The following is a 16,960-nucleotide window of genomic DNA, read 5'->3' as shown; positions in this document are numbered from 1 at the left end:
CATCTGATGCGCCATCATGACCGCCTGGGCCCGGCTGCTGGCGCCAAGCTTCCGAAGAATGGCCGAGATGTGAATCTTGACTGTTTCCTGGCTGATATTGAGCTCGTAGGCGATCTGTTTGTTGGATTTCGCCTCGCCCAGGAGCCGCAGGACGGTCATCTGCCGCGGCGTCAGCGTCTCCAGCTCGGCCGGACGGAGCAGGCCGGGAGCGACGCTTTCCCCCGTTTCCTGCGGAAAATGGGTGCCGCCGGCCAGAATCTTGGCCAGTGCGGCGTGCATGACGCTGCCGTGTGAGCTCTTCAGGATATAGCCGCTCACCCCGAAGCAGGCGGCACGGCGAATGGTGTCGGCATCCTCGACGGCCGACACCACCACCACCGGGGTCGATGGGGCAAGGCCGCGGATGCTCAGGATGCCGGCCAGCCCGCTCGCCCCGGGCAGCCCCAGGTCGAGCATGATGACGTCGAATGGTGAGCCGCCGGTCAGCAGGCTGGTGGCCTGCTCCATGGATTCGGCCTCGACGCAGACGTAATCGTCGCTGATGCGGGAAATGACAAAGGCAAGCGCTTCGCGAAACAGCGGGTGATCATCGACGATCAAGGCACGAAGCATCCGTCAGCAACCTCAGCCAAATGGGCCATCCGATAACGCAAGCTAGCATGCCCGGCATGCCCCCCGAATAACCACATTTGGTTATTTCACGAAATGGACGGCGTTGGTATTACAGTAACGCCTACAGAAAAGGTGGAATAATTATAACCAACCATATGCAGGACCAATGGGAGTCACTTCCGTTGGTGAGGCTGTAACGTAGAACAAGAGACATAAGACTCTAAAAAGAGTCCAACGAAGACATACCAAAGCCATGCCTGCGGGTGATACGCAGCCTGGGAACGCTGATTTATTGCCTGAATTCGGCAATTTGTCTGCGTTTGCGTGCATGCGTATCGACCTTACTCCTGGCCGAAAGTCGGGGGCAGCCATGACCATAGCTAGGGAGGTTCCATGCGATTTGCTCATTCACTCGCTCTCGGTGCTGCTGCTTCTGTGCTGCTCAGCTTCGGGACCATGGCCGGCCCGACATCGGACGAGATCGGGCGACTCGGCAAGGATCTGACCCCGATCGGGGCGGAAAAGGCCGGCAACAAGGACGGCACCATTCCCGCCTGGGAGGGCGGCAATCCCGCGCCGCCGCCGGGCTGGAAGGTGGGCGACCCGCGCCCCAACCCCTACAAGGGTGAGAAGAAGCTGTTCTCGATCGATGCGCAGAACGTCGATCAGTACAAGGACAAGCTGCCCGAGGGCCAGGTCCAGCTGATCAAGACCAAGCCCGGCTACCGCCTCGACATCTATCCCACCCACCGCTCCTGCGCCTATCCCAAGTGGTACTACGAGCGGACGGCGGCCAACGCCGCCAAGCCGAGCATCGACGGCGTCTACGCCAAGGGCATCGTGGGCGGCGCCGTGCCGTTCCCCCTTCCCAAGACCGGCGCCGAGGCCTTGTGGAACTTCAAGCTGCGCTATGCCGGCGAAGGCAAGATCGAGCACTACACCACGATCTTCTCCAGCAAGAACGGCAATTTCGGCAGCCTGAAGCAGAGCCAGAGCGTCCTGCACCCGCTGGCCGACCCCAAGGTCGAGTCCGCCGACCAGGTGGACAATCTCGAATGGATGATCCTCAACACCGTGGTGGCGCCGCCGGCCCGCAACGGCGAGATGATCCTGGTCCTCAACTACATCGACCGGCCGAGCGGCGACGCCTGGCTCTATTTCCCCGGCCAGCGCCGGGTGCGCCGCGCGCCGACCTTCGCCTACGACAATCCGGTTCCCGGCTACGAGAACCTGGAGATGGTCGACCAGTACCCCATGTATGCCGGCTCGCCCGACCGCTACGAGTGGAAGCTGGCGGGCAAGATGGAGATGTACGTTCCCTACAACAGCTATGACCTACGCGCCCGCCGCCCCGACCTGCACGACATCTATCAGGGCGAATACGTCAACCGGGATCTGTCCCGCTACGAACTCCACCGGGTGTGGAAGGTCGAGGGGACCATCCGGGACAGCATGCGCCATAACGCCGCCAAGCGCGTCTTCTACCTGGACGAGGACAGCTGGCAGATGCTGCACGCCGACCTCTACGACACCCAGGGCAAGCTGTGGCGGGTCCAGGAAGGCTCGCTGTGGATGGCCTGGGAACTGCCGGCCTGCGTCCAGCAGGAATTCGTCGGCTACGACCTCAGCGCCGACCGCTACATCGGCGAGAACGCCACCCAGGACGGGCCTGAAACCGATTGGCTGGCCGGCCGCGAGGGCCGGGTCAGGAAGAATCTGTTCGATCCGGGTGAACTGCGCCGCCAAGGCGACCGCTGAGCTAAGGGGGACCTGAAATGAGCTATCCGAACAAGGCCTATCTGCGGACCAGCGTTGCCGCCTGCGCCATTCTGGCCGGACTGTCCTGGGCCTCGCAGGCCGGGGCCGCCGACTTCGCCTATGGGGGGATCACCGGCAGCTTCGACTCCACCCTGTCCATCGGCTTCCAGCAGCGGCTGCAGAACGCCGACTGCAAATCCATCAGCCGCGACAACGGCGGTTGCTCCCGCACCATCGGCGAACTGGCCGGGGCGGCGTCCAATCCCGACGTCAACAACATCAACGCCGACAGCGGCAACCTGAACTACAAGAAGGGCGACATCGTCTCGCTGGTCTACAAGGGAACCCACGACCTGTCCCTCAAGGGGCCGGATGGATGGGGCGCCCTGATCCGCGGAACCTGGTCCGGCGACGCCAAGGCCGCCGACACCCGGCGCACCGCGCTGGAGCACGAAGCCAAGCTGCTGATGAACCCGCACGCCGAACTGCTGGACGCCTACGTGTCCAAGTCGTTCACCTGGGCGGGCAACAACGCCAAGATCAAGATCGGCAATCAGGTGGTGAGCTGGGGCGAGGACATCTTCATCCCCGGCGGCATCAACGTCATCAACGCCATCGACTTCCGCAAGCTCCACGTTCCGGGAACCCAGCTGAAGGAAGTCTTCAAGCCGGCGCCCATGATCTATGTCAGCAGCGGCCTGACCGATAACCTGAGCGCCGAGGCCTATTACCAGGTGATGTGGAATTCCTTCACCTTCGATCCCGTCGGAACCTTCTTCTCCACCAGCGACGTGGTCGGCCCCGGCCGCCGGGCCTTCTACCTGCCGGCCTCGGCCGGAGCGGGAACCTTCGGCGACGAAGGCACGCCCAACGCCAACAACCCCAACCCCGTTCCCGGCGTGTCGCCCAACAATCCGAAGCACAGCGGCCAGTTCGGCGCCGCCCTGCGCTATCGCCTGGGCATCACCGAGGTCGGCGCCTATTACGTGCACTACCACGACAAGCTGCCGCAGGTGAGCTTCACCGGTACCACGGCCCAGACTCCGACCACCTTCTTCAACGATTACGGCGAGGACCGCGACCTGTTCGGCGCCTCGGCCAATTCCCGCCTGGGACCGGTGGCGGTGGGCGCCGAACTTTCCTATCGCCCCCGCGATTCCGTGGCCATCGACCCGACCGTTCCGGCCGCCGGCCGCTACTCCATCGGCAGGTACAACCGCGGCTTCATCGAGGAGCAGAAGTGGCAGGGGCACGTCACCGCCAATTACCTGTTCGAACCCAACACCGTGGTGGGCAACCTCCAGGACAGGATCGGGGCCACCGACGGCTATTTCCTGGTGGAAGCCGCCGCCGCCTACTACCCCCACCTGGCCCGCGACCGCAGCGTCCCCTACCTGCTGCCCAACTACAGCGTGCCCGACCGCTTCTCGTGGGGCTACATCGCGGAAATCGGCGTGGTCTATCCGGAAATCTTCGGCAGCGCCGTCAACATGACGCCGGTCATCGACTTCTCGCACGACGTGCAGGGAACGACGCCCAACGCCCTGCCGTTCATCCAGGACCGCATGTCCCTGGCCCTCGGCCTGAACTTCAACTACCAGGACCGGGCCAAGCTCAACCTGACCTACGTCAATTACTGGGGCGCCGGCGACAACAACCTGATGCGTGATCGGGATTTCTGGGGCGCCAGCGTCTCCACCTCGTTCTGATCAGGCGCGGCCGCCCCGGCATCCTTCCCCACGCCGGGGCGGCCATTTCCTTCAAGAACCGTCAGTCCAGGAGTTTTTCCATGCTCAAGAGGGTGGTCGATCACCTCGGGGCCGTATTCTTCGAGAACAGGGGCATTGTCCTTGCCTCATTGGCGATTCTGACCATCGTCATGGGTTATTTCGGCGTCCAATTGAAGATGTCCGCCGGGTTCGACAAGCAGCTTCCATCCGGGCACGAATACATCGAGACCTTCGAACGCTATCGCGGCGACCTGTTCGGAGCCAACCGCGTCATCGTTGTCCTGCGCCCGCAGAAGGGCGACATCTGGAACGCCGGGGCGCTGAAGCGGCTTTATGACGTCACCCAGGCGACCATGTTCCTGCCCGGCGTCGACCGCCGCACCGTCCAGTCGCTGTGGACCCCCAACACCCGGTCGCTGGAAATCACCGAGGAGGGCCTGAAGGCCGAGGACGTGATCGGCGGCGACGTCACCCCCGACCGGCTGACTCCCGAGCGCATCGTCCGCATCCGCGACAACACGGTGATCGGCGGCTATATCGGCAGCCTAGTGGCCCGCGACGGCAGCGCCGCCATGGTGGTGGCCGACCTGCTGGAGACCGACCCCACCACCCGCAAGCCGCTCGACTACCTGGAGCTCAACCACCGCATCGAGGCGGAAATCCGCGAGCGCTTCGAGGACGGCGGCTATCAGATCCAGATCATCGGCTTCGTCAAGCAGATCGGCGACATCGCCGACAGCGCCACCAGCGTGATGGAATTCTTCGCCCTGGCCTTCGTGCTGACCATCGCCGCCGTCTACTGGTACACCCGCTCCAAGCGCATGACCTTCCTGCCGCTGGTCTGCTCGCTGGTGTCGCTGGTGTGGCAGTTCGGGACCCTGACCCTACTGGGCTTCGGCCTCGACCCGCTGGCCATCCTGGTGCCCTTCCTGGTGTTCGCCATCGGCGTTTCCCACGGTGTGCAGCAGGTCAACGCCATTTCCAAGGAGGTGGCGCTGGGCGTCGACGGCTACACGGCGGCCCGGACCAGCTTCACCAGCCTGCTGATTCCCGGCACCCTGGCCCTGGTCACCGCCTTCGTCGGCTTCGCCACCCTGATGCTGATTCCCATCCCCATGATCCGCGAGCTGGGCATCACCGCCTCCATCGGCGTGGCCTACAAGATCGTCACCAACCTGATCATGCTGCCGGTGGTGGCCAGCTACTTCTCGTTCCCGCCGGAATACACCGAAAAGGTCGAGCGCCTGCGCCGCGACCGCGACCGCTGGATGTCGATCCTGGCCCGCGTCGCCGAGCCGCACTACGCCTATCCCATCGCCGCTATCGGCCTGGTGCTGATGGTGGCGGCGGCGTGGCAGAGCCAGGACCGCCAGCTGGGCCATGTCAGCGCCGGCGTGCCCGAGCTGCGGGCGGATTCCCGCTACAACCTGGACGCCGCCAGCATCGCCGAGAATTTCGACATCGGCCTCGACGTGATGACGGTGGTGTTCGAGACCCCGCCCGAATCCTGCGGCAATTACGCGGTGATGAGCCTGATCGACCGCTTCGGCTGGGAAATCGCCAACCAGCCGGGCGTGATCTCGGTGCTGGCCCTGCCCAACGTGGTCAAGACCGCCAATTCCGGCCTGAACGAGGGCCATCCCAAGCGGGCCGCCCTGCCCTTCGAGCAGCAAGCCCTGACCAGCACCATGGGCTTTGCTCCCGACAACGCCGGGCTGTTCAACCAGAATTGCACGGTGCTGGCCTCCAACATCTATCTGTCGGACCACAAGGCGGAGACCATCAAGCAGGTGGTGGCGGCGGTGAAGGCCTTCCGCGCCGCCAACCCCATGGACGGCGTCCACATCCGCCTGGCCAGCGGCAACGCCGGCATCCAGGGCGCCATCAACGAGGTGTTGGAGACCACCGAACTGCCCATGATGCTGTGGGTCTACGCCACCATCGTCGCCCTGGTGTTCGTCACCTACCGCGATTGGCGCGCCACCGTCGCCTGCTGCGTGCCGCTGACGCTGTCGAGCTTCCTCGGCTACTGGTTCATGAAGGAACTGTCCATCGGCCTGACCGTCGCCACCCTGCCGGTGATGGTGCTGGCGGTGGGCATCGGCGTCGATTACGCCTTCTACATCTACAACCGCCTGCAGTTCCATCTGGCCCACGGCGAGGAAATCGTCACCGCCTTCAAGCAATCGCTGATCGAGGTGGGCGTCGCCACCATCTTCACCGCCCTGACCCTGTCCATCGGCATCGCCACCTGGTCGTTCTCGGCGCTGAAGTTCCAGGCCGACATGGGGCTGCTGCTGACCTTCATGTTCATGATCAACATGCTGATGGCCATCACCCTGCTGCCGGCCCTGGCGGTGATCATCGACAAGGCGGTGCCGCGCACCGGCCCGGTCCGCGCCCCCCTGGTCGCCCATTGACGGAGATGAACATGAGAACCCCAGCCCTTCTTGCGTTCGTCTTCGCGGGCCTGATCTCCCTGCCCGCTCCCCCCTCCCAGGCCGAGGGGATCAGGCCCCCATCGCTCAGGACCGCCTTCCGCGGCCCCATGGCCCAGCACGCCCCCATGGTCGAGCTTGCCCACGCCGCCAAGCGGCTGGTCGCGGTCGGCGATTACGGTACGATCCTGCTGTCCGACGATTCGGGCCGCTCGTGGCGGCAGGCCCGCAGCGTCGCCACCGACACCATGCTGACCGCCGTCGCCTTCACCGGGCCGGAGATCGGCTGGGCGGCCGGCCATGGCGGGGTGATCCTCAAGACGGTCAACGGCGGGGAAACCTGGACGCTGGCCCACCGGGCCGCCCCGGACATGGTGCTGATGTCCCTCGCCTTCGAGACTCCCGAGCGCGGCATCGCCGTCGGCGCCTACGGGGCCGCGCTGCGCACCGAGGACGGGGGCGCCACCTGGCAGGCGGTCCCGCTGGGAACCGGCGAGGACGCCGACCGCCACCTCAACCATGTGGCCGTCTCGGCCGGGGGAACCCTCCTGGTGGCGGCGGAGGTCGGAACCATCTTCCGCTCCGCCGATGGCGGCCGCTCGTGGTCCACCGTCACCCTGCCCATCAAGGGCTCGGTCTGGAGAATCCTCGGCCTCGGCGACGGCTCACTGCTGGCCACCGCCATGGGCGGGCGGCTGTTCCGCTCGCGAGACGACGGCATGACCTGGACGGCCCTGCAATCGCCCACCACCCAAAGCCTCAGCGGCGCGGTGCAACTGGCCGACGGCCGGGTGGTGGTGGTCGGGCTGGCGGGAACGGTGCTGACCGGCCAGGGCGACGGCAGCGGCTTTTCCGCCCTCACCCAGCCCGACCGCGTCAACATTTCCTCCACCCTGGCGGTGGGGGAGTCCGAGGTGGTGCTGGCGGGTCTCAACGGCATCACCAGGCTGAACCTGAAGAACAGGACTCCATAACCAAAAGTGGTTATCGCCTTGGCGATAGGTTCTTGGCCTAATGCAGGCAAGATTTGATACCAACAAGATGGCTTGATAAAGGGTGGCAATCATGAATCCAGAGGAACTGGCCGGTAAAATTCGTCAAGACACCAAGGATTTTCTTGCACGGAAGCACAAGCTGCTGATCGGCGGCCAATGGGTCGAGGCCGCGTCCGGCAAGACCTTCCCCGTCTACGATCCGGGAACCGGCCGGCAGATCGCCTCGGTGGCCGAGGCCGATTCCGCCGACGTGGACCGGGCGGTGACCGCCGCCCGCGCCGCCTTCGAGAACAAGGCCTGGCGCGACATGAAGGCCAGCGACCGCGAGCGCCTGCTCCATCGCCTGGCCGACCTGATCGAGGCCAACGCCGACCAGCTGGCCGAGCTGGAATCCCTGGACAACGGCAAGTCGGTGATGATGGCTCGCCACCTGGACGTGGTGGCGGCGGTGGATTTCTGCCGCTACATGGCCGGCTGGCCGACCAAGAACGAGGGGGCGACCATCCCGGTGTCGTTCCCCTATGTCCCCGAGGGCAAGTTCTTCGCCTACACCGTGCGCGAGCCGGTGGGGGTGGTCGGCCAGATCATCCCCTGGAACTTCCCGCTGCTGATGGCGGCGTGGAAGCTGGCTCCCGCCCTGGCCTCGGGCTGCACCTCGATCCTGAAGCCGGCCGAGCAGACGCCGCTGACCGCGCTGCGCCTGGGCGAACTGATCATGGAGGCGGGTTATCCCGCCGGCGTGGTCAACATCCTGCCCGGCTACGGCCACACCGCCGGCGCCGCCATCAGCGCCCATCACGGCGTCGACAAGGTGGCGTTCACCGGCTCCACCGAGGTGGGCAAGTTGATCACCCAGGCCGCCATGGGCAACCTGAAGAAAGTGTCGCTGGAACTGGGCGGCAAGTCCCCGGCCATCGTTCTCGACGACGCCGACCTGGACATCGCCATCCCCGGCGCCGCCATGGCCATCTTCTTCAACCACGGCCAGGTCTGCGCCGCCGGATCGCGCCTCTACGCCCACAAATCGGTGTTCGACAAGGTGGTGGAGGGGGTGGCCGGGGCCGCCAAGCAGTTCTCGCTGGGTCACGGCATGTCGCCCGCCACCCAGATGGGACCGCTGGTGTCGGAAGAGCAGGCCCGGCGGGTATGCGGCTACATCGACAGCGGTCTGGCCGAGGGCGCCTGCGCCGTGGCCGGCGGCCGGCGGCTGGACCAGCCCGGCTACTTCGTCGAGCCGACCGTGCTGGTCAACACCAATCCCGGCATGAAGGTGGTGCGCGAGGAAATCTTCGGCCCGGTGGTGGTGGCCATGCCCTACACCGACCTGGACGAGGTCATCGCGGCGGCCAACGACAGCATCTACGGCCTGGGAGCCAGCGTCTGGACCCGGGATCTTTCCAAGATGCACCGCCTCACCCCGGCGCTCAAGGCCGGCACCGTCTGGGTCAACTGCCACGGCCTGGTGGACGCCGCCCTGCCGTTCGGCGGCTACAAGCAGTCCGGCTGGGGACGGGAGTTGGGCAAGACGGCCATCGACGCCTACACTGAAACCAAGTCCGTCTGCGTGGCCTATTAGGGAAAGAGGGCGGGAGCGGTGGCACCGCCGCTCCCGCGAGTGGTTTTCCGGAGATCGAGAATGATGCATAAGTCCTGGCGTTTCGTGCCGATGGCGGTCCTCGCCCTGGCTTCGGCGGGATTGGCGTCCGCCCCTTCCGTCCAGGCCAAGGAGCCGTCGGCCGAGGCGGTGCTCAACACCAAGTGCTCGACCTGCCATCCCCGCACCGCCACGGGCGGGCTGTTCCGCATCGACGAGCAGCGCAAGTCACCCGAGGGCTGGGCCATGACCGTGCGGCGCATGCGCCAGTGGCACGGGGTGATCCTCACCGATGCCGAGACCCGGAACCTGGTCAAGCACCTCGCCGACCGCCAGGGACTGGCCCCCGAGGAGGCCGAGCCCTTCCGCTATGCCCTGGAGCGGCGGACGGTGGTGGAAAGTCCCGACGACGCCGATCTGGCGACGCTGTGCGCCCGCTGCCACTCCTATGCCCGCGCCGGCCTGCAGCGCCGCACCGCCGCCGAATGGCGGCGTCTCGCCCACATGCATCTCGGCCAGTGGCCGACCGCCGAATACCAGGCCCTGGCCCGCGACCGCAAGTGGTGGGAGACCGTTTCCGGCCCGCTGCCGGAAAAGCTGGCCGCCAAATGGCCCATCGATTCCACCGCCTGGAAGACGTGGAAGGCCCGCCCCTCGCCCAATCTGGCCGGCGATTGGGCGGTGGCCGGCCATCGGCCGGGCAAGGGCGATTACTGGGGCCGGATGGAGGTCAAGCGCAGCGCCGCCGATTCCTACCGCCTGAGCTACCGGCTGACCTGGGCCGACGGCAGCACCGAGACCGGCGAGGGCCGCTCGGTGGTCTATACCGGCTTCGAATGGCGCGGCAGCACCCGGCTGGGCGCCGAGCAGGTCAGCGAGGTGCTGCGGGCCTCGGCCGACGGCGGCCGCCTGGAAGGCCGCTGGTACCTGGACGATCAGGACGCCGTCGGCGCCACCATGGTCGCCGTCCGGGGCAAGCAGGCCATCGCCGGGCTGTCGCCCGCCGCCCTCAAGGCGGGGGAAACCACCCGCCTGGTGATCAGCGGCAACGCCCTGGCCAGGGAGGTATCCCTCGGCGACGGCCTCAAGGTGGACAAGGTGATCGCCGCCACCCCGGATTCCGTCACCCTGATGGTGTCGGCCTCGGCCGGGGCCGCCGCCGGAATGCGCGAGATCGCCGTGGGCAAGGCCAAGGCGCCGCTGATGGTCTATGACCGGATCGCCAGCCTCAAGGTCGAGCCCGAGACCATGGTGGCCCGCCTCGGCGGCAATGGCGGCCCGGTTCCCCATGCCCCCGCCCAGTTCGACGCGGTGGCCTATACCGCCGACAACCTGCGGATCGGCCCGGTGCCGGCCAAGTGGTCGGTGGGCAATTTCGACGAGACCGCCGAACACGACCAGGATGCCAAATTCGGCGGCGTGCTGCGGCCCAACGGCCTGTTCATGCCCGCCGATGCCGGCCCCAACCCGGCGCGGAAGAATCTCAACAACATCGCCAACCTGCTGATCAAGGCCGAGGTGGCCGAGGGCGGCGCCACGGTCGAGGGGAGCGCCCGCCTTGTGGTCGCGCCCCAGCGCTGGAATGATGCCGAGATCAGGTAGGCAAAGGGAATGAAGGCGGTGGAAACAACCTGGCGCAAGGCCGACGCGGACATCCGCGACCTGACGGTGGACGGGCGCCGGATTCTGTTCCACGTCCCCACCACCAGCCTGTTCGAACTGGACGAGGTGGCCGGTGCCGTCCTCGACCGGCTGGACGGGGGGGATACCCTCCCCACCCTGGCCGAACGATTCGGCTCCGGCGCGGTCGAGGACGCCCTAGGCGACCTCGCCGCCCTGAAGGCGGTGAAACCGCGGCAGGCGCCCCCGCCCGGCCCCAAGGCCCGGCCGGCCCTGCCGCGCGATACCCTGTCCACCCTGGTGCTCAACCTGACCACCGGCTGCAATCTGGCCTGTTCCTACTGCTACAAGGAGGATCTCAGCCGTCCGGCCGCCGCCGCCCGGCTGTCCCAGGCCCACGCCGAGCGGGCGGTGGACCTGCTGATCTCCGAATCCGGCCGCCGCCGCCGCCTCAACCTGACCTTCTTCGGCGGCGAGCCGCTGACCGCCCTGCCGATGATCCGCCACATCGTCGCCTATGCCGATCGCCGGGGTATCGAGGCCGGCAAGGATTTCGACTATTCCCTGACCACCAACGCCACCCTGCTGGACGACGCGGCGATTGATTTCCTGGCGGCCCACCGCTTCGCCGTCACCGTCAGCATGGACGGCCCCCAGGCGGTCCACGACCGCAACCGCCGGACCATCGGCGGCGCCGGCACCCATGCCGTGGTGGCCGAGAAGGCCCGCCGCCTGCTGGAACGCTACCGCCTGCGGCCGGTGGGGGCGCGGGTCACCCTGGCCGCCGGCATGACCGACGTCGCCGGCATCCATCATCACCTGAAGAACGAGATCGGCTTCGCCGAGGTGGGCTTCGCCCCGGTCACCGCCGGCCTGCCCGCCGGGTTCGGGCTGGGCGACGACGACACCCGCACCGTCTTCGACAACCTCAAGGCCCTCGCCCTGGAATGGCGCGACGCGGCCATCGAGGGACGCGACATCGGATTTTCCAATATCAGCCAGATGATGACCGCCCTGCACGAAGGCAGCAGCAAGCTGATCCCCTGCGGCGCGGCGGTGGCGCTGCTGGCGGTGGACACCGATGGCGGCCTGGCGCTGTGCCACCGCTTCGCCGGCAGCGGCCAGGACACCTTCGGCCATGTGGACAGCGGCGTCGACCACGCGGCGGTGGCCGCCTTCGTCGACCGCGCCCAGGACCGCAGCGAAGGCTTCTGCGGCGATTGCCACGCCCGCCACCTGTGCGCCGGCGGCTGCTATCACGAATCCTACGCCCGCCACGGCGACATGTTCCGCCCCACCGACCATTACTGCGGCCTGATGCGGGAATGGGTGGACCTCGGCATCGCCATCTATGCCGGGATCATGGCGGCAAATCCCAATTTCATGGCCCGCAGGACGGGACCTCGAGGGAGCGACTCATGAAGCATCTGAAACCCATCAACCGCAAGGCCGGGCAGGTCGAACGCGCCGCCGAGGACGGCAAGGCCCCCGAGGCCCGCGTCATGCAGGTCGTCACCGGCTGCACCTCGACCCTCGATCCCGGCTGGGAGGTGGATCCCTTCGGCGGCATCGCCGCCCTGTGCCAGCCGGTGGAGGCCGATCTCTACGGCTGTTCCGACCCGTGCTGGTGGCCCGTCCAGGTGCCCGACACCATCAACACCCACCCGGACTGGAGCACCGAGGTTCCCTCGGCCATGCGCGACTGGCGCAAGCTTCAGTCGGTCTACAACAAGAAGTGATTGGGGGGAGCCCGTCCATGACGTCCAAGATCCTCGCCGCCGCGCTGCTGGCGCTTGGCGCATTGTCGCTCGATCCGGCGGCCGCGTTGAGCAAGGAATACATCCTGACCTCGACCAAGCCGAACACCCTGGTGCTGGTCGATCCCGCCGCCCGCAAGGTCGAGCGCACCTACCAGATCGCCGGCCCCGGCGCGCCGCTGGGCATCGTGCCGTCGCCCGACGGCAAGATCGCCTATGTGATCACCAACCACTGGGGCAGCCTGGTGGGCATCGACCTGGACAGCGGCAACGAGGTGTTCCGCGCCGACTTGAGCGACGGCAACATCCGCGCCCGCAACATGTTCGGACTGGAGATCAGCCCCGACGGCAAGGAAGTGTTCGTCATGCGCTCGCCGGTCCGCCTCGGCCAGGGCGAGTACGAGGTGCAGGACGTCGGCATCGCCGTCTACCGCACCGATGCCGGGCTGAACGCCAGGCCCGACCGCATCCTGCCGGTGCCCCGGCGCACCACCGGGCTGTTCATGGCCCCCGACGGCTCCAGGCTCTATGCCGTCAACTGGGACATCCACACCCTGGACCCCAAGGACGGCAAGGTCCTCAAGGTGGACAAGGTGGCCAACTGGGAGCGGCCCAATTACGGCGTTCCCGACGTCTTCGGGGTGTGGAACCACTACGAGCAGGCCAAGGTCTTCGCCAATCCCTATTTCGCCGTCCGCACCGACCTCGATCCCAAGGACCCGGCCATGGCCCGCACCGGGATGCTGACCCTCGACTTCGCCACCGGCGCGGTCACCATGAACGAGTTCGAGAACACCAGCGCGGTGATCTTCTCGTCGGTGGTCAACCCGGTGCGCCGCAACGAGGTCTTCTCGGTCTACAACACGCTTTCCAAGACCGACACCGGCACCAACCAGCTGGTCAAGCGGGTCACCCTGCCCCACACCTATTACTGCCTGAACATTTCCGGCGACGGCAAGGAGGTCTATGTGGCGGGAACCATCAGCGACATCGGCATCTACTCCGCCGAGACGCTGGAGCGCATCGGCGAGATCAACCTGCCCGGCGGGCACGACATGGGGGGGACCTGGATCAGAATGGTCCAGCGCTGACCCGCCATGGCCCACGGTTTCCGCCCTCTGTTCCACCTTCTGCGGCCGCATCTGGGATCGGTGGCGCTGGTGCTCGGCGCCTCGGCCGCCGCCTCGGCCCTGGCCCTGGCCCAGCCCTGGCTGGCCAAGCAGTTGATCGACGAGGGGCTGATCGCCCGGCAGATGCCGATGATCGCCCTGACCTGCGGCCTGATCCTGGGGGCGGCGGTGCTGGGGCTGGGGGTGGGGGCCTTCAGCCGCTGGCACTACCTGACCCTGTCGGCCAAGGTGCTGTTCGCGCTGCGCGAACGGGTGTTCGGCCATCTCCAGCGCCTGCCGCCCACCTACTTCGCCCGGCGGGCCACCGGCGACATCCTGTCGCGCATCGACGGCGACGTGGCCGAGGTCCAGCGCTTCGTGGTCGACACGGTGCTGGCGGCGGTCAATGCCGTGCTGGTGCTGGCCGGGACCCTGGCGGTGATGGCGGCGCTGGCCCCCCAGCTGCTGGCCCCGGCCTTCGTGCTGCTGCCGTTGCAGGTCCTGGTGGCGCGGCGCCTGCGCCCCCGCATGGAGCGGCTGGTCCGCCGCCTGCGCGAGCGCAACGGCGAGATGTCCGGCTTCCTGGTCCACAGCCTGCAATCCATGAAGCTGATCCAGGCCATGGGCGGCGAGGCCCGCGACGCCGCCCGCTTCCAGGCCCTCAACCGCCACTATCTCGACGATTTGCGCCGCGCCGAACTGTTCTCGGCGGTGGCCGGCGGCATTCCCGGCCTGCTCAACGGGCTGGCCGCCGCGGCGGTGTTCCTGGCCGGCGGCGTCCTGGTGATGGCCGATGCCATGACGGTCGGCGCCCTGGTGGCCTTCACCCTGTATCTCGGGCGCGCCGTCGGGCCGGTCAATACCCTGCTGGGGCTGATCCTGGCCCAGCGCCGTGCCCGCGTCAGCCTCGACCGGGTAATGGAGATTCTCGACGCGCCGGTGGCGGTGGAAAATCCGCCCGTCCCGCTCCCCCTGCCCGCCGCTGCGGCAGGCGCCATCCGCTTCGAGGCCGTCGCCTTCGCCTATGACGGCGGCGGGCCGGTGTTCAGCGGGCTGGACGCGGACATTCCCGCCGGAATCAAGATCGGGCTGGTCGGCGCGTCGGGCATCGGCAAGAGCACCCTGATCGATCTGCTGCACCGCCATTACGATCCCGATCACGGCCACATCCTGCTGGACGGCGTGGACCTGCGCCACCTGGATCTGGCCGAATTGCGCCGCCGCGTCGCGGTGGTGGCGCAAGACAGCCCGGTGGTGGCGGGAACCATCGCCGACAACATCCGCCTCGCCGCCCCCGACGCCGACGATCAGGCGGTGGAGCGGGTGGCCGGGCTGGCCGAGATCGGCCATCTCGGCCTCGACACCGTGGTGGGGGAACGCGGCGCCACCCTGTCGGGCGGCGAGCGCCAGCGTCTGGCCATCGCCCGCGCCCTGCTCCTCGACCCGCTGGTCCTGGTGCTCGACGAGGCGGTCTCGGCGGTGGACCTCGACGCGGGCCGCCGCATCGCCCGCACCATCGACAGCCTGTTCCGCCACCGCACCAGGATCGTCATCTCGCACCATCCCGACGCGCTGGCCGGAGCCGGACGGATTATCGAACTCACCCCCCACGGACTGATCCCCCAGGACGCCGAGGCGGTGGCATGATCGGCCTGCTCGACACCGGCCTGTCCGGGCATCTGGCCGGCGGTACCCGGCTGTCCCGCCGCTTCTGGCTGGACGAGGGCGGCGACATCGCCCATGGCCCCGCCCGGCCCGACCTGATGGGGCACGGCACCGCCCTGGCCGAACTGATCCACGCCGACGCGCCGTCAATCCCCATGGTCAACGCCCAGGTGTTCGGTGCCGACGGAACGTCGTCGCCCGCCGCCATCGCCGCCGGCCTGCGCTGGCTGATCGACAACGGCGTCCGCATCGTCAACATGAGCTTCGGACTGGCCGAGGACCGCCGCGTCCTGGCCGAGGCCTGCCGCTCCGCCGTCCAGGCCGGGCTGCTGCTGGTGACGGCGGTGCCCGCCATGGGCGCCATGGTCTTTCCCGCCGCCTATCCCGGAACCGTGCGGGTGACCGGCGACGGACGCTGCCATGCCGGCCACGTCTCGCTGATCGACGACGGCCGGGTGCATTTCGGGGCCAGTCCCCACCTGACCGGCCGGCCGGCATCGCCGTGGCGGCAAAGCGCCGTAGCCGGGGCCAGCGTGGCCGCCGCCCGCGTCACCGCCCGGCTGGCCCGCCTGCTGCACCGTTTCCCCGACGCCGCCAACCGGCAATTGCTGGCCCGGCTGGAGGCGGAAGCCGCCCATCTCGGCCCCCAGCGGGAGCACCTCCATGCCGGCTGAGGCTGCCCTGCCCCTGCTGGCCGCCGCGGCGCTGGCCCTGGCGGCGGGCCGCCGCTCCCGGCCGGCGGCGTGGTGCGCCGTGGCGCTGCTGGCCGGGGCGGTCCTGCTGCTGGGACTCCGGTTCCTGACCGACGACACCGGCAACGCCCTGGTGTTCCGCCATGCCGGCGGCGGCCAGCCCTGGCCGCTGCGGCTGGCCGGACTGTGGGCCAGCGACCAGGGAACCCTGCTGCTGATGGCCCTGATGCTGGCCGGGATGGGAGCGCGGTGGAGCCGGGACGACGGCTGGGGCGGGCCGGGCGCCCTGCTCCTGGCCCTCGCCTTCACCGTGGGCGCGGTGATCTGGAGCCCCTTCGAGTCCACCCCCGCCGAGGCGCTGGGCGGGCCGCCACCCCGCCACAACTCCCACCTCGCCACCCCGTGGATGGTCATCCATCCGCCGCTGCTGCTGGCCGCCCTGGCCCTGATCATCGCCCCGGCCGGCGCCGCCTGCCAGGCCCTGGCCCGCCCCGGAACCGCCCAGTGGCGCCAACCGGCCGGCGGCGCGATGCGGGCGGCCTGGATCGTCCTGGGCGCCGGCCTCGCCGCCGGCATGTGGTGGGCCTACCAGGATTTCACCTTCGGACAGTTCTGGCACTGGGACCCCGCCCAGACCGCCATCTTCGCGGTGTGGATGGCGCTGACCGCCCAGCTTCACACCCACGAGGCCCATGTCCGCAGCGGTGGGCGGCGCTTCGCCGTCCTCTATCCCCTGCTGGGGCTGGCCACCGCCATCCTGGCCCTGGCCGCCATGGCGGTGGTCCGCCTGCCCATACTGGCCTCCTCGCACCGCTATGTGGGCGACACCTCGGCGCCGCTGCTGGCCGGCCTGGCGGCTCTTCTGGCCATGGCGGCGGCGCTGGCGGCCTGGCGGCGCCCCGCCGGCCCGGCGGCCCCGACCCGCGACGCCCTCGACCTGGCGGTGGCGTTGATGGCGGCCTCGGCCGCCGTGGCGGTGCTGCATCTGGG

13 protein-coding genes are annotated in these 16,960 nt (G+C 68.1%); 12 read left to right on the top strand and 1 reads right to left on the bottom strand.

The genetic code is table 11. The annotated features are described in order from the left end of the window. The coding region (locus H261_RS20050; protein ID WP_008621242.1) for a LuxR C-terminal-related transcriptional regulator at nt 1-600 on the bottom strand (600 nt) is incomplete at its 3' end. A gap of 405 nt (nt 601-1,005) precedes the next feature. Between H261_RS20050 and H261_RS20045 the strand changes: the two genes are divergently transcribed. The 12 genes from H261_RS20045 to ccsA all read left to right on the top strand — a co-directional run. After that, the gene (locus tag H261_RS20045; protein WP_040476970.1) at nt 1,006-2,370 is read left to right on the top strand and encodes a DUF1329 domain-containing protein; all 1,365 of its coding nucleotides are present in this window, start codon (nt 1,006-1,008) and stop codon (nt 2,368-2,370) included. A gap of 17 nt (nt 2,371-2,387) precedes the next feature. After that, nucleotides 2,388-4,079: a DUF1302 domain-containing protein gene (locus H261_RS20040; RefSeq protein WP_008621238.1), complete on the top strand. Its 1,692-nt coding sequence runs from the start codon at nt 2,388-2,390 to the stop codon at nt 4,077-4,079. Between the two features lie 80 nt (nt 4,080-4,159). Continuing rightward, entirely contained in the window at nt 4,160-6,520 is a 2,361-nt protein-coding gene (locus H261_RS20035; protein WP_008621236.1) for an efflux RND transporter permease subunit, read from the top strand. Between the two features lie 11 nt (nt 6,521-6,531). Beyond that, nucleotides 6,532-7,512 (top strand): WD40/YVTN/BNR-like repeat-containing protein, encoded by a 981-nt coding sequence (locus tag H261_RS20030; RefSeq protein WP_161625056.1) that lies wholly within the window; start codon nt 6,532-6,534, stop codon nt 7,510-7,512. A gap of 91 nt (nt 7,513-7,603) precedes the next feature. Next, a complete protein-coding gene (locus tag H261_RS20025; RefSeq protein WP_008621233.1) occupies nt 7,604-9,109 on the top strand; it encodes an aldehyde dehydrogenase family protein in 1,506 nt (501 codons plus the stop codon). 60 nt (nt 9,110-9,169) lie between these two features. Further along, a complete protein-coding gene (peaA, locus tag H261_RS20020; protein ID WP_008621231.1) occupies nt 9,170-10,729 on the top strand; it encodes a quinohemoprotein amine dehydrogenase subunit alpha in 1,560 nt (519 codons plus the stop codon). 9 nt (nt 10,730-10,738) lie between these two features. Then, the gene (peaB, locus tag H261_RS20015; RefSeq protein WP_008621229.1) at nt 10,739-12,169 is read left to right on the top strand and encodes a quinohemoprotein amine dehydrogenase maturation protein; all 1,431 of its coding nucleotides are present in this window, start codon (nt 10,739-10,741) and stop codon (nt 12,167-12,169) included. Continuing rightward, complete coding sequence (gene qhpC / locus H261_RS20010) at nt 12,166-12,486, top strand: quinohemoprotein amine dehydrogenase subunit gamma (RefSeq protein WP_008621227.1); 321 nt, start codon at nt 12,166-12,168, stop codon at nt 12,484-12,486. The genes peaB and qhpC overlap by 4 nt, the downstream gene beginning before the upstream one ends. Nucleotides 12,487-12,503: 17 nt before the next feature. Continuing rightward, nucleotides 12,504-13,595, top strand: a complete 1,092-nt coding sequence (peaD, locus tag H261_RS20005; RefSeq protein WP_008621219.1) for a quinohemoprotein amine dehydrogenase subunit beta — start codon at nt 12,504-12,506, stop codon at nt 13,593-13,595. A 6-nt stretch (nt 13,596-13,601) separates the two neighbouring features. Next, on the top strand, nt 13,602-15,260 hold the full coding sequence (locus H261_RS20000) for an ABC transporter ATP-binding protein (RefSeq protein WP_008621218.1): 1,659 nt from the start codon (nt 13,602-13,604) through the stop codon (nt 15,258-15,260). Continuing rightward, entirely contained in the window at nt 15,257-15,952 is a 696-nt protein-coding gene (gene qhpE / locus H261_RS19995) for a subtilisin-like serine protease QhpE (RefSeq protein WP_008621217.1), read from the top strand. The genes H261_RS20000 and qhpE overlap by 4 nt, the downstream gene beginning before the upstream one ends. Further along, nucleotides 15,942-16,960: cytochrome c biogenesis protein CcsA (gene ccsA, locus H261_RS19990; protein WP_008621216.1), on the top strand; the 1,019-nt coding region annotated here is incomplete at its 3' end. The genes qhpE and ccsA, both read left to right, overlap by 11 nt.

This window comes from Paramagnetospirillum caucaseum (assembly GCF_000342045.1).
In the GTDB taxonomy this organism is placed as follows: Bacteria; Pseudomonadota; Alphaproteobacteria; order Rhodospirillales; family Magnetospirillaceae; genus Phaeospirillum; species Phaeospirillum caucaseum.
The sequence above is the reverse complement of the archived record's forward strand: the minus strand, read 5'-3'. Positions and strand labels throughout refer to the sequence as shown.